We start from the raw sequence: 13,890 nt of genomic DNA on the forward strand, positions 1-13,890 counted from the left end.
GGGGCGGATGATAACGATCCATGCGCCCCGCCCCCCTTCTGCATGTCTCTACGGATAAGATCCTCACACAATCTGACCACTTGTTCACGTTGCTCTGACGGTGGTGACCCAAGAGCCGAAGGAGTTCCCCGTGGCGTCCACCCGCCGCCGCCCACCCCGACGTCGGGTCTGGCCCAAGATCAGGCTGCTCCTCCTGGTGTGCGTGGTCGCCGCCGGTGCCACGGCGCTGTATCCCGTGTGGAAGGCGGCGAACCCGGACCCGCCCGAGCTCAAGGTCCGCTACCGGACCGACACTCCGGCCACGGCCGCGGCGGCCAAGCCGTCGTTCGAGGTCTTCAACGACACGAAGAAGGCACTGCCGTTGAGCGATGTGACGCTCCGGTACTACTTCACGGCCGACGGCGCCCCGGGCCCCTCGTCGTACGCCTTCAACTGCGTCAACGCCGCCTTCGGCTGCTCGCACGTCGCCGGCCGGGTCCTCGCGATGGACAAGGCCACCGACACCGCCGACCACTACCTGGAGGTCAGGTTCACGGCCGGCGCGGGCAGCCTGAAGTCCGGCGCCAACAGCAAGGGCATCGACCTCCAGCTCTTCCGCACCGACCACAAGCGGCTGAAGCAGTCCGACGACCGCTCCTTCGACGCCGAGATGACGTCCTACAAGGAAGCGAAGAAGGTCACCGCGTACAAGCGGGGCGTCCTCACCTGGGGTGAGGAGCCGGACGGCACCAAGGCGAGCGACGGGAAGAAGGCCTCGGCGAAGGCCGCCGCGCTGCCGGCGCCCCCGGCCGGGGTGCTGTTCGACGACTTCACCTACCAGGGTCCCAAGGACCCGGCCCTGTTCAAGCACGGCTGGCTGGTCCGCACCAGCAAGGGCGGCCCCGGCATCGAGAACACCTGGTCGGCGGACGGCGTCACCTTCCCCACCGCCGAGGGCGCCCTGGCCGACGGCCAGGTGCTCAACCTGCGGGCGAGCACGGACGGCACCGAGTCGGGCACGAAGCAGGCGAGTCTGGGCACCAAGAACCGCGAGTTCCGCAACGGCACCTACGCGGCCCGTATCCACTTCAGCGACGATCCGGCGAAGGGCGAGGGCGGCGACCACGTCAACCAGACCTTCTACACGATCGGCGGCAGCGGTAAGACGTACAGCGAACTCGACAACGAATACATGCCGAACGGCGGCTGGGGCCGCCTCGGTCCCAAGCTCGACACCGTGTCCTGGTACGACCACAAGAGCAACGACCGCGTCTACAAGACGACCAACAAGAGCCTCGACGGCTGGCACACCATGATGATCACCGTCGAGGACGACGACGTCACCTATCACATGGACGGCGAGAAGCTCTTCTCCAGCGACGGCAAGTACGCCCCGCGCTCCGGGATGTCCGTGAACTTCAACCACTGGTTCATCGATCTGCCGTTCAAGGGCGACCGTGCCTGGGACATGAAGGTGGACTGGCTCTACTACAACGCGAACGAACCCCTGTCGGCGAAGCAAGTGCAGTCCGCTGTCGACGGCTTCACCGACGAGGGTATGAACTACTTCGACACGGTTCAGGAGTCCCGGTGAGGAAAAGGCGGTCCAACGCCCACAGGCACGTTGCAGCAGCTCCGGAGAACAAGCCGGTGGTGAGCCGGCGTTCCGCGCTGCTGATGGGCGGCGCAGGAGGTGTCGCGATGGCCGGCGGCGGCGCGTGGCTGGGCCAGGTGGTGGCACAGCCCGCCGCCGCGCCGGCGGCCGCCGAGGGAGCCATCGGAGGCCTCACCACGCCTCCCCTCTACGCCCCCTCAGGGCGTCGCCCCAAGTACCGCCGGGCCAGCTGGTCCCAGCAGTTCCAGGCCTCCCACGGCTGGACTCCAGGGGGTGGGGGCACCGCGTCGGCCGAGGCGAACGACGCGTCCGTCTTCGTGCGCGGGACGCAGTCGGTCCGGGTCACCACCAACGGCACCGGCAAGCAGTCGTACGTCCGCAAGACCGGTATGGACGCGCTGAACCTGACCAACAAGATGATCAGGCTGGTCTTCCGGGTCGAGGAGGTGACCAACCTGTCGAAGCTCGTCTTCTACGCCGGCAGCGGTTCCCTCGCGAACCACTTCTCCTGGACGTTCCACGCGCATTCCAAGACGGCGGCCAACTACGTCCAGTCCGGGGAGTGGGTGACGGTCCATCTGCAGTGGGCCGACGTCACCGGCGCGGCCGGAACGTACTCGCTCTCCGCCTCCGGCACACCGTCCACGAAGACCGGCTTCACCGACCTGTCGTTCGCCGTGTACGACAACGCGGGCGGCCCGGTGACCTACCACCTCCAGGCCGTCGAACTGATACCGGACACCGCCTCGGTCTTCCCGAAGGGCGTCGTCTCCATCACCTTCGACGACTCCCACAAGTCGATCCACGACCTGGCCCGGCCGGTGATGGACCAGTTCGGCTTCCCGGGCACGGTCTACAACATCGCGGACGCGATCGGGACCGGCAGCTTCCTGAAGCTCGGCCAGATGCGCTCCATGCAGGACTTCTCGGGCTGGGAGATGGCGGGGCACTCGTACGCGAACGCCACCCACACCGCCAGCTACCCCAAGCTCACCGCGGAGCAGGCCGACGACGACTTCCGGAAGCTGCGCGAGTGGCTGGTGGGCAACGGCTTCTCCAGCGAGCACTTCGCCTACCCGCACGGGGCGTTCCAGAAGACGTCGGACGGTGTTCCGGTGGACCAGATCGCGGGCCGGCACTTCACCACGGCCCGGTCGATCATCTCCGAGACGATCGAGTCCTTCGCCCCGGCGATGCCGTACCGCCTCAAGGCGCTGACCGGCATCAACGACGGCACGGGCATCGGCGGTACGGCGCTGTCGAAGGTGACGGGCGCGGGCGGCCGGCTCGACCGCTGTGCGAACAGCGGTGACTGGCTCATCCTGTGCCTCCACAAGATCGTCGAGGGCGCTCCGGCGACCAGCACGGAGATCGGCAAGGCCGGTCTCACCGCGCTGATGAAGGCGATCGACGACCGGGACATCCCGGTGCTCACGGTCGAGGAGGCGATGGCCCACTACAAGTGAGGCCCGCCGACGAGAAGAGGGGCGACCGTACGGTCGCCCCTCTTCTTTGCTCTGCAGGTGCCTACCAGCCCTGGCCGTGCCCCTGACCGTTCCCCTGGCCATTTCCCTGCTGCCAGGACGGGTCCACGTATCCGCCCTGGTGCTGACCCTGGTGCTGGGGGTCGTAGCCCTGCTGGTACGGGTCGTGATGTCCGCCCTGGTGCTGGGGGTCGTAGCCCTGCTGGTACGGGTCCTGATGTCCGCCCTGCCACTGCTGCTGTCCGGCCGGTCCCGGTGTCCCCCAGGTCACGGGCTGCTGGGGAAGGTGCGCGTGCTGCTCGTCGTAACCGGGCAGCGGCTGCGGCTGGATGGGGATGGCACCGGCCGGCCGGGTGCGCAGGGCCACGCCTTCGAGGCGCATCAACTGCAGCGTCTCGCCGACCTTGGGGTCGGAGTACGGGTCCTCCTCCTCCCAGATCTCCGTCACGTCTGCCTCGTGGTCCCCCGCCACCGACACCTCGACGCCGCCCTGCCGGGTGCCCCAGCTGCCCTTGTGCAGGGTGAAGAGGGCGTAGAACCGCAGCGGGGTCAGCAGCGTCAACTGGATCACGCCGTAGATCGGCGCGAGCAGGAACATGCCAAAGCGCTTGATGAAGCCCATTCCCCGGCGTGGGAAGTCCAGGTACCGCACATTGCGGAGGTACCCCATGAGCACCATGAAGATGAGGTAGTCGCCGATGTGGTTGACGAACCGGTCCGGATGGAGGATGGGCAGGATGACCATCGAGTAGAACATCGCCGAGCCGAAGACCAGCCACAGCGCGAGTTCCATGCAGGTCAGCCAGAACGCGGGCCGGTACTTCTTCTGGTTCCGGAAGGCCCACAGGGACTCGCGGAAGAAGGACTTGTTCCAGCGGACCTGCTGGCGCAGGAAGTGCGGCAGCTTCTCCGGTACGGCCGTGTAGCCGACGGCGGTCTCCTGGAAGACCACCTTGCCCTCCATCAGGCAGTAGTTGGTCATGCGCCGGTCGTCGCCGAAGACGGCCGGCTTGCCCAGGAACTGCTGGTTGAGGAAGTCCGGGAGGTACCTGCGGACCAGCGTCCCCCGGTACACCGACAGCGCTCCGCAGCAGCAGAGCACGGACTTCAGACGCGAGTACGCGGCCCGCTCGAACAGGAAGGAGTTCCCGTACCGCAGGTCCTGAAGTCGCGTGAAGATGTTGCTGTCGTGGTTGAGGGCCAGCACCATCCCGGTGGCGGCCATGATGCTCTCGTCCGCCATCGGAAGGAGCAGCTCACGGACCGTGTCCCGGGAGAGGATGGTGTCCGAGTCCACGCACAGGAAGAGGTCCGTGTACGGTGCCGCCTCGAACCCGAGGGCGAGCGCCTCGCGCTTGCCCTTGTTCACCGGCTGCACGCTGACCGTGTACTTCACACCGCGGGCCTCGAACTCGCGGCGCATCTTCTTCGCCGCCCTGATGCCGCCGGCGTCGGCACTGGCGTCGTCGATGATGTGGATCTCGTTGGGGAGCCGGCTCTGCGCGAGGAGACTGCGCATGCCCTGCTCGAACATCACCGGGTCCTCGTTGTAGATCGGGATGACCGCGGTGACCCAGGCGTTCTCCAGGTACTCCAGTTCCTCCCGCCCCGCCTTGGCCGGACGGTAGAAGAGCGCCCCGAACATCTTGAGAGCCAGGAGCCCCAGGGCACCCATCGAGTACAGGTGCAGCGAACCGGCGTCGAGCCGGGTGACGATCAGCGCCGCAAGGCCCAGGAAGACGACGTACGAGACCTTCAGATGCCTGCGCTTGCGGTGTCCTTGGCGGCCGCCGGGATCGACGGCCCCGGGTATGTACGTACCCTCAGCGCTCACAGCTTGACCACCCGGGGGTGGTCGGCGGACTTGCCCCGGGTGTCGAAGAGCACCCGGGCGCGGTCGGCCAGCAGGCCCAGGTCGATCTCGCGGTGGGACTGGAGCAGGACGGTGAGGTCCGCGGACTCGGCCGCGGCCAGGTAGTCGTCGGTCCGCTCGACCGGCACCCCGTCGACCGTCCAGTCGGTGACACGCGGGTCGAAGTAGACGAGTTCGGCGCCCCGCGCGCGGAGGTTGGCGGCCACCGCGCGGGCAGGGCTCTCCCGCTGGTCGGAGATGTCGGCCTTGTAGGTGACGCCGAGCAGCAGGATCCGGGAACCGCGGACCGCCTTGCCCTGGTCGTTCAGCAGGTCGGCCGCCCGGTTCACCACGTGTACGGGCATGCGCTGGTTGATCTCCTGGGCCAGCTCCACGAAGCGGAACGGGATGCCCAGCGAACGGACCTTGTACGAAAGGTAGTTGGGGTCGATGGGTATGCAGTGGCCGCCCACGCCCGGGCCGGGGTAGAAGGGGGCGAACCCGAACGGCTTGGTGGCGGCGCAGCGGATCGCGTCCCACAGGTCGACGCCGATCTCACGGCAGAACATCGACATCTCGTTGACGAGGGCGATGTTCACATGACGGTAGGTGTTCTCCAGCAGCTTGGCCATCTCGGCCTCGCGCGTGCCCTTCGCCTCGACTACGCGCGTCACGAAGCGCTCGTAGAGGGTGCGGGCGGCCTTGGTGCAGTCCGCCGTGCAGCCGCCAACCACCTTGGGCGTGTTCTCCAGACCGAAGGCGGAGTTGCCCGGGTCGATGCGCTCCGGGGAGAAGGCCAGGTGGAAGTCCTGGCCGACGCGCAGACCGCCGGCCTCCAGCCGCGGTCGTACGACCTCGTCGGTGGTTCCCGGGTAGGTCGTCGACTCCAGCACGACGAGGGTGCCAGGAACGAGGTTCGCCGCGATGTCCTCGACCGCGGAGTGCACCGCGCCGAGGTCGGGCGAGCCGTGGTTGGTGAGCGGGGTCGGTACGCAGATGACGACCGCGGCCGCGTCGGCGATGACCTCGGCCCGGTCGACCGCCGTGAAGCCCTGCTCCAGCATCGCTCCGACCTCGGCGTCGGTGATGTCGTCCACATGCGAGCGGCCGGAGTTCAGAGCGTCGACGACCCGTCGGCTGCGGTCGAGCCCGACCACTTTCAGTCCGGCCGCCGAGGCAGAACGGGCCAGAGGCAGTCCCACGTAACCGAGTCCCACAACAACAAGATCCACAGCGGAGGTTCTGCTCACGACACCATTCCCCAACCCCGTTGCACCGGTTACGGCCGTATGAAGACGATTTTTCGGTTACCGGTGTCCAGTTCGAACAAGAGTGAGGATGCTAACAAGAACTTCACATCTCAAACATGGATTGCACAGTGCCTCTTCTCACTCAACCGTGCGTACAACCCTGCGCCTGCCTCAGATGTCTCACGTCATCCCACGGCTTCCTGAACGGTCTGGATTCCTGACGGGTTCCTTCAGACCTTCTGCCAGGCCGTCAGTGCCAGACCCGGCTCGTCCTTCCTGCGGGTCGTCAGCAGCTCTCCGGTGACCGGCTGGAGCGTGGCCGCCACGAGGTCGCTCTGGTGGTCCTTGCTCAGCGACACCTGGGTGTCCGGGGGGAGTTGAGGGCCCGACTCGGTCCACCAGGCGCCCGCGGACTCCTGCTCGGTCGGGTACGCGGCGAAAGCGACCCGGCCGCTTCTGGAGCGTTGGGCGAGGAGCGTGCAGTCGACGCCGTCGAGGGTGAAGCGGATGGCGGAGACGGGCCCGGGGCCTGCGCAGGGCAGGAGCGCGGCGGGCTCGGCGCCGGGGCGCCAGGCGCACAGGGTGTCCGACTCGTCCGTGAAGAAGAGGGTCACGTGCTCTTCGGAGGTGGCGAGGGCGCGCAGCGTGCCAGGGCGGGCCGCCGCCTTCAGGGGCTCGCCGTCGAGCGCGGGTATGTGGCCGGAGCCCGCCTGCGTCCAGCGCAGGATCCCTTCCGGCGAGGTCGCGTACAGCTCGACGCGGCCCGACAACCTTGTCACGGCGGCCAGTTCGCCCTCCACCTCACGGCCCTTCAGGTCACGCCAGGGGCCCCAGCCGCCGCGCTCCTTCTGGCCGCGCATGCTGACGCCGCCCCCCGCGTTGGGCACGAAGACATGGGCGCGGCCCTCCGCGTCGACCGCGACGGCCGGAACGCCGGTCTGCGCACCCGCCTTGTTGGGGTGCCCGAGCCGGTTCCAGTCGAGCGCGGCGAGATGCGGGCGGAAGTGCGTGGTGTGGACGAGTCCCGCCTCCTGCGGGCCGGTGGGACGCCAGGCCACCAAGTGGGCGTAACCATCGGTTCCCTGACCCACGGCGAGCACGGGATGCAGGCGCTGGTCGCCGCCCACGGTACGGGGCGCGATCCACGAACCGCCCGGAGTTCGCTGAGCCCAGCACCACACCGCCTCGTCCCGCGGAGCGTAGGCGCTGAGCCGGCCGTCCCGGCCGCGTATGAGCCAGGAACCGTTCACTGTACGGACCATCGACACTCCCCCACTCTAGTCGGGCCCGCCAGGACCCCTCCGTGCGACCCTGGCCTCATGAGCGCCCCTCTCCTCATGATCGTCGACGCCGCCAACGTGGTCGGTTCGGTCCCCGACGGCTGGTGGCGGGACCGCCGTGGGGCGGCGGAGCGGCTACGGGACATGCTGGTGCCGTACGCCGACGATGGGGTGCCCGGCTTCCCGGGGCCCCTTGAGGTGGTGCTCGTGGTCGAGGGAGCCGCCCGCGGGGTGTCATCGGTTTCGGGCGTACGGGTCGACTCGGCGCCCGGCAGCGGCGACGACCGCATCGTGGAGCTGGCCGCCGAGGCCGCGGGGCGCCGTTGTCTGGTGGTCACGGCCGACCGCGAACTGCGGGGCAGGGTGGGCGCGTTGGGGGCGGAGGTCACCGGACCGCGAACCGTCCGCCCCTGAACCGCCTTCCGCCTCTGACAGCCTTCCGTCCCTGACCTGCTTACGGCACGCGCGCGCCTACGGAGTCTCGCCGTTCGGCGGCGGCTTGAGCACGTCGTCGACCGTGGTCTCACTGCGCTTGCCGAGGAGGCTGTGTGTGCGGCCGTAGAGGAAGTACACGAGGAAGCCGGCCGCCATCCAGATGCCGAAGCGGATCCAGGTCTCGGCGGGCAGGTTCAGCATCAGCCACAGCGAGGCGCACACCGACAGGATCGGGATGAACGGCACCCACGGGGTGCGGAAGGCCCGGTGCAGGTCGGGGCGCGTCCTGCGGAGGATGAGCACGCCGATCGCGACGACCACGAAGGCGAAGAGGGTGCCGATGTTCACCAACGCGGCGAGTTCGTTCAGGGGCGTGAAGCCCGCGAGGATCGCGATGACCACGCCGAGCAGGATGGTGGGCCGGTGCGGGGTCCTGAACCGGGGATGGACACGGGAGAAGAAGCGGGGCAGGAGGCCGTCGCGGCTCATCGCGAAGAAGACACGGGTCTGGCCCAGAAGAAGGATCATGCAGACCGTCGTCAGGCCGACCGCCGCGCCGAAGCTGATGAAGCCCGCGTACCAGGGGTGCCCGGTGGCCTTGAAGGCGTCGGCGAGCGGGGCGTCGACGGACAGTTCGCTGTAGTGCTGCATGCCGGTCACGACGATCGACACGGCGACGTACAGGGCCGTACAGATGACGAGGGAGCCGAGGATGCCGCGCGGCATGTCGCGCTGCGGGTTCCTGGTCTCCTCGGCGGCCGTGGCCACGACGTCGAAGCCGATGAAGGCGAAGAAGACGACGGAGGCGGCGGTGAAGATGCCCATCACGCCGAAGTTGGAGGGCGCCCAGCCGAAGATGAGTTGGATCAGCGGGGCTTGGAGGCTCTCACCCGGCGGCACGTCCTGTGCCTTCGGGATGAACGGGTCGTAGTTCTCGCCCTTGATGAAGAAGGCGCCCGCGATGATCACGACGAGGACGACCGTCACCTTGATGGCGACGACGAGCGAGGTGATCCGCGCGGACAGCTTCATGCCGAGGACGAGGATGGCGGTGAGCACCAGGACGAGGGCGGCGGCGAGGATGTCGAAGCCGAAGCCGTCGGCGCCCTCTCTGCTGCCCAGCGCCGCGGGCAGCTCCCAGCCCGCATTGTCCATGAGCGACTGGACGTAGCCGGACCAGCCGACGGCGACCACCGCCGTGCCGAGTGCGAACTCCAGGACCAGGTCCCAGCCGATGATCCAGGCGGGCAGTTCCCCGAGGGAGGCGTACGAGAAGGTGTAGGCGGAGCCCGCCACCGGAACCGTGGAGGCGAACTCCGCGTAACAGAGCGCGGCGAGCGCGCAGACGACGCCGGCCGCGGCGAAGGCCAGGGCGACGGAGGGGCCGGCGTTGTTCTTGGCCACCGTGCCGGTGAGGACGAAGATGCCGGTGCCGATGATGACACCGACGCCGAAGACGGTCAGATCCAGCGCGGACAGGGACTTCTTGAGCGCGTGCTCCGGCTCCTCGGTATCGAGGATGGACTGCTCGACCTTCTTGGTCCTGAAGAGGGTGCTGCTCACGGGTTTACCTCCCACGCTTGGCGTCCTCGACGTGGTCGAGAGGGGGCGTGGTGCGTATGCCCCGGCGCGGGGGTTTCACGCGAATGGGCCGGTTTCACCACCGTAAAGGATGGGTGAAACCGGCCCATTCGGAGCCGCCATACACAGCCGTCAGTCGCGGGCCGGCTCCGCCGCGTCGATGCCGGCGGTCGGGCGTTCGGTGGGTCCGTCGAGCTTGGCGACCAGGCCGGTGACCTGGCGGGCGATGTCCGGGGCGGTCAGGCCGATCTCCGTCAGGACCTCCTTGCGGGAGGCGTGGTCGAGGAAACGCGGCGGGATACCGAAGTCGCGCAGCGGGAGGTCGACGCCCGCGTCGCGCAGGGACTGCGCGATCGCCGAACCGACGCCGCCGACGCGGGAGTTGTCCTCGACGGTGACGACCACGCGGTGCTGCTCGGCGAGCGGGGCCATGGCCTCGTCGACGGGCTTGACCCAGCGCGGGTCGACGACGGTCGTGGAGATGCCCTGCTTGTCGAGCAGGCCGGCGATCTCCAGGCACATGGGCGCGAGTGCGCCGACGGAGACGAGCAGGACGTCCGGGGCGTCGGTGCCGGGCGCGCGCAGTACGTCCATGCCGCCGATACGGCCCACGGCGGGTACGGCGGGACCCACCGCGCCCTTGGAGAAGCGGACCACGGTCGGCGCGTCGTCGACGTCGACGGCCTCGCGCAGCTGGGCGCGGACCTGGTCGGCGTCGCGTGGCGCGGCGAGCCTGAGGCCGGGCACGACCTGGAGGATCGACATGTCCCACATGCCGTTGTGGGAGGCGCCGTCGGTGCCGGTGATGCCGGCCCGGTCGAGGACGAAGGTGACGCCGCACTTGTGCAGGGCCACGTCCATCAGGACCTGGTCGAAGGCCCGGTTGAGGAACGTCGCGTACACGGCGAAGACGGGGTGCAGTCCACCGGTCGCCAGGCCCGCGGCGGAGACGGCGCCGTGCTGCTCGGCGATGCCGACGTCGTAGACGCGGTCGGGATAGGTCTTGGCGAACCTGTCGAGGCCGACCGGCTGGAGCATGGCGGCCGTGATCGCGACGATGTCCTCGCGCTCCTTGCCGAGCTTGACCATCTCCTCGCCGAAGACGGAGGTCCAGTCGGCGCCGGAGGAGGCGATCGGCAGGCCGGTGTCGGGGTGGATCTTGCCGACGGCGTGGAAGCGGTCGGCCTCGTCCTGGAGGGCGGGCTGGTAGCCGCGGCCCTTCTCGGTGAGGCAGTGCACGATGACCGGGCCGCCGAAGCGTTTGGCGCGGGCCAGCGCGGACTCCAGGGCCTCGATGTCGTGGCCGTCGATGGGGCCGACGTACTTCAGGCCGAGGTCCTCGAACATGCCCTGCGGGGCGATGAAGTCCTTGAGGCCCTTCTTGGCGCCGTGCAGGGTCTCGTAGAGGGGCCTGCCGACGACGGGCGTGCGCTCCAGCAGGTCCTTCCCGCGGGCCAGGAAGCGCTCGTAGCCGTCCGTGGTGCGCAGGGTGGCGAGGTGGTTGGCGAGGCCGCCGATGGTGGGGGCGTACGAGCGCTCGTTGTCGTTGACGACGATGACCAAGGGGCGGTCCCTGGCGTCGGCGATGTTGTTGAGCGCCTCCCAGGCCATGCCGCCGGTGAGGGCGCCGTCGCCGATGACCGCGACGACGTGGTCGTCCTTCTTCAGGACCTGGTTCGCCTTCGCGAGGCCGTCGGCCCAGCCGAGGACCGTGGAGGCGTGGGAGTTCTCGATGATGTCGTGCTCGGACTCGGCCTGTGAGGGGTAGCCGGACAGGCCGCCCTTCATCTTCAGCCTGGAGAAGTCCTGACGGCCGGTGAGCAGCTTGTGGACGTAGGACTGGTGGCCCGTGTCCCACAGCACCTTGTCCTTCGGGGATTCGAAGACGCGGTGCAGAGCGATGGTGAGCTCGACGACGCCGAGGTTGGGGCCGAGGTGGCCGCCGGTCTTGGAGACCGCGTCGACGAGGAAGGTCCGGATCTCCTCGGCCAGCTGGTCCAGCTGCTCCAGGTTGAGCCGGTCCAGATCGCGCGGTCCCGTGATACGGGTCAGCAGCGGCACCCGTGCCTCCTTGCATTAGAGCTGTTCGAGCTTTCGCCGGGCTCGTCGAGTCTAATGTCGCCCCCCGCACAGGGAAGAGCCCGGCACCGCCGTCGGTGCCGGGCACTGGTCTAAAAAGGGCCGCGCCGTTCCCCGCGCCCTGTAAGGGGCGCGGGGCTGTGTCGATTTGCGGCTCCGCCGCGGGGCGCGACTAGCCACGACGGACCCACAGCCGCCGAACTACCCGTCCAACCGAGCTATTGGGCGAACCCGCTACGCGCGGCCAGCGGTCCGCTGCGTCTTGCGTGTGACGGAGTCGATCACGACCGTGGCCAGCAGGACGCTGCCCGTGATCATGTACTGGATCGGCGTGGCGATGCCCTCGAGGGCGAGCCCGTACTGGATCGAGGTGATCACCATGACACCGAGCAGCGCGTTCCAGGTACGGCCGCGACCGCCGAAGAGGCTGGTGCCGCCGATGACGGCCGCCGCGATGACGTTCATCAGCAGGTCACCGGCGCCCGCGCTCTGGTTGGCCGCGGCGATCTTCGAGGCCCAGAACAGGCCGCCCACCGCCGCGAAGAACCCGGCGATGGCGAAGACCGAGATCCGTACCGCCGTGACGTTGATGCCCGCACGCCGGGACGCTTCGACGCTGCCGCCGAGCGCGAAGATCTTGCGGCCGTAGCCCGTGCGGCGCAGCACGAAGTCCGTCAGCACCAGGACCACGAGGAACAGCAGCAGCGCCAGCGGCAGGCCCTTGTACTGGTTGAACATGATCGCGGCGGCGTACGCGACGATCGCCAGCAGGCCCGTGCGCAGCAGGAGGTCGACGAGCGGCCGGGACGGGATGCCCGCGGCCTCGCGACGGCGGCTGTCCAGGAAGGACGTGACGAAGAAGACGGCGACCGCGATCGTGGCGAGCCCGTAGGCCGCCGCGACGTCCGAGAAGTAGTACGTCGTCAGCTTGCCGATCACACCGTCGCCGTCGAGGTTGATCGTGCCGTTCTCGCCCAGGAGCTGGAGCATGAAGCCGAGCCAGAACAGCAGGCCGGCCAGGGTGACCGCGAACGCGGGCGCGCCGATCCTCGCGAAGAAGAAGCCGTGGATCGCGCCCGCGAGGGCGCCACCGCCGAGGGCCATGAGCACGGCCAGCCACTCGTTCATGCCGTTCGTGACGCTGAGTACGGCCGCGATGGCACCCGCGACACCGCTGACGGAGCCGACCGAGAGGTCGATCTCGCCGAGCAGCAGCACGAAGATGATGCCGACGGACATCATGCCGGTGGCGACCATCGCGACGGCGATGTTGTTGAGGTTCTCGGCGGACAGGAAGTTCGAGTTCAGGCTCTGGAAGATGATCGCGATGGCGATCAGGCCGATGACGACCGGGAGTGAACCCAGGTCACCACCGCGGATCTTGCGCTTGAACTCGATGACGTAGCCGGCGAAGCCGCGCTCACGCACCAGCAGCCGTGGGTCGACGGCGACGTCCGCGCCGGCGGCCGCCTCCGGGTTCTCGACCGCTGCGCCGGTGCTCTTCGGGGCGGTGTCCTGTGTCTTGTCGATGCTCACTTCCGTACCTCCCCGTTGCCGCGCGCCGCACGACGGGTCACGGCGTTGTCCGTGGCACCCGTGATGGCGGAGATGATCTCCTCCTGCGAGGTCGACTTGACCTCGAACACGCCGTTGTTGCGGCCGAGGCGCAGTACGGCGACCTTGTCGGCGACGGCCTTCACATCGGCCATGTTGTGGCTGATGAGGAGGACCGCGTGGCCGCGCTCGCGCAGCCGCTCCACCAGGTCGAGGACCTGCGCGGTCTGCTCGACACCGAGGGCCGCGGTGGGCTCGTCGAGGATGACCAGCTTGGGCTCGCCGAGCATGGAGCGGGCGATGGCCACGGTCTGCCGCTGGCCACCGGAGAGCGAGGCGATCGGGATGCGCACGCTGGGAATGCGGATCGACAGCGTCTGCAGCAGCTCGCGGGAGCGGCGCTCCATCTCGACCTCGTCGAGCACGCCGCGCCTCTTCAGCTCGCGGCCCAGATAGAGGTTGCCCACGACGTCGATGTTGTCGCACAGCGCGAGGTCCTGGTAGACGGTCGCGATGCCCAGGTTCTGGGCGTCGTGCGGCTTGTTGATCTGGACGGACCGGCCGTCCCACTCGATGACGCCCTCATCGATGGGGTGCACGCCGGCGATCGTCTTGACCAGCGTGGATTTTCCGGCGCCGTTGTCGCCGACCAGGGCGACCACCTCACCGGCGTGGACCTCGAGCTCTACGTCGGTGAGCGCCTGGACGGCACCGAACCGCTTGGAGACCCCGCGCAACGCCAGCACAGGCGTAGCGGACACGTAAACCATCTCCTTAGCCG

General features: G+C 68.6%; 10 protein-coding genes. 3 read left to right on the forward strand and 7 right to left on the reverse strand.

The genetic code is table 11. The annotated features are described in order from the left end of the window. Positions 1-130 precede the first annotated feature (130 nt). The gene (locus tag OP79_RS34510) at positions 131-1,573 is read left to right on the forward strand and encodes a cellulose binding domain-containing protein (RefSeq protein WP_033325834.1); all 1,443 of its coding nucleotides are present in this window, start codon (positions 131-133) and stop codon (positions 1,571-1,573) included. Positions 1,574-1,632: 59 nt separating this feature from the next. Further along, complete coding sequence (locus OP79_RS34515; RefSeq protein ID WP_245685552.1) at positions 1,633-3,060, forward strand: polysaccharide deacetylase family protein; 1,428 nt, start codon at positions 1,633-1,635, stop codon at positions 3,058-3,060. Positions 3,061-3,121: 61 nt separating this feature from the next. On the opposite strand, the gene OP79_RS34520 is transcribed toward OP79_RS34515, so the two are convergent. From OP79_RS34520 to OP79_RS34530, 3 genes are all read right to left on the reverse strand, one after another. Next, positions 3,122-4,912, reverse strand: a complete 1,791-nt coding sequence (locus tag OP79_RS34520) for a glycosyltransferase (RefSeq protein ID WP_033325836.1) — start codon at positions 4,910-4,912, stop codon at positions 3,122-3,124. Beyond that, positions 4,909-6,180 (reverse strand): nucleotide sugar dehydrogenase, encoded by a 1,272-nt coding sequence (locus OP79_RS34525; RefSeq protein WP_033325837.1) that lies wholly within the window; start codon positions 6,178-6,180, stop codon positions 4,909-4,911. The genes OP79_RS34520 and OP79_RS34525 overlap by 4 nt, the downstream gene beginning before the upstream one ends. Positions 6,181-6,410: 230 nt before the next feature. Continuing rightward, a complete protein-coding gene (locus OP79_RS34530) occupies positions 6,411-7,442 on the reverse strand; it encodes a PLL family lectin (protein WP_245685553.1) in 1,032 nt (343 codons plus the stop codon). A gap of 57 nt (positions 7,443-7,499) precedes the next feature. Here OP79_RS34530 and OP79_RS34535 point away from each other — a divergent pair, with 57 nt between their 5' ends. Further along, positions 7,500-7,874 (forward strand): PIN domain-containing protein, encoded by a 375-nt coding sequence (locus OP79_RS34535; RefSeq protein WP_033325839.1) that lies wholly within the window; start codon positions 7,500-7,502, stop codon positions 7,872-7,874. Between the two features lie 57 nt (positions 7,875-7,931). Here the strand turns inward: OP79_RS34535 and OP79_RS34540 are convergent, their stop codons facing one another. The 4 genes from OP79_RS34540 to OP79_RS34555 form a co-directional block, all read right to left on the reverse strand. Further along, the gene (locus OP79_RS34540; RefSeq protein WP_033325840.1) at positions 7,932-9,458 is read right to left on the reverse strand and encodes an amino acid permease; all 1,527 of its coding nucleotides are present in this window, start codon (positions 9,456-9,458) and stop codon (positions 7,932-7,934) included. Positions 9,459-9,608: 150 nt separating this feature from the next. Then, positions 9,609-11,537, reverse strand: coding sequence for a 1-deoxy-D-xylulose-5-phosphate synthase (dxs, locus tag OP79_RS34545; RefSeq protein ID WP_033325841.1), 1,929 nt, complete (start codon positions 11,535-11,537; stop codon positions 9,609-9,611). Positions 11,538-11,789: 252 nt separating this feature from the next. After that, positions 11,790-13,091 (reverse strand): sugar ABC transporter permease, encoded by a 1,302-nt coding sequence (locus tag OP79_RS34550; protein WP_033325843.1) that lies wholly within the window; start codon positions 13,089-13,091, stop codon positions 11,790-11,792. Beyond that, positions 13,088-13,879 (reverse strand): ATP-binding cassette domain-containing protein, encoded by a 792-nt coding sequence (locus OP79_RS34555; RefSeq protein ID WP_033325844.1) that lies wholly within the window; start codon positions 13,877-13,879, stop codon positions 13,088-13,090. Before OP79_RS34555 ends, OP79_RS34550 begins: the two co-directional genes overlap by 4 nt. Positions 13,880-13,890 lie beyond the last annotated feature (11 nt).

It is taken from the genome of Streptomyces yerevanensis, assembly GCF_000716805.1.
In the GTDB taxonomy this organism is placed as follows: domain Bacteria; phylum Actinomycetota; class Actinomycetes; order Streptomycetales; family Streptomycetaceae; genus Streptomyces; species Streptomyces flaveus.

Bases quoted from the DNA above. Each gene is read 5' to 3' on its own strand.
- OP79_RS34530 (WP_245685553.1), bottom strand. From the start codon at position 7,442: ATGGTCCGTACAGTGAACGGTTCCTGGCTCATACGCGGCCGGGACGGC.
- OP79_RS34535 (WP_033325839.1), top strand. From the start codon at position 7,500: ATGAGCGCCCCTCTCCTCATGATCGTCGACGCCGCCAACGTGGTCGGT.
- OP79_RS34555 (WP_033325844.1), bottom strand. From the start codon at position 13,879: ATGGTTTACGTGTCCGCTACGCCTGTGCTGGCGTTGCGCGGGGTCTCC.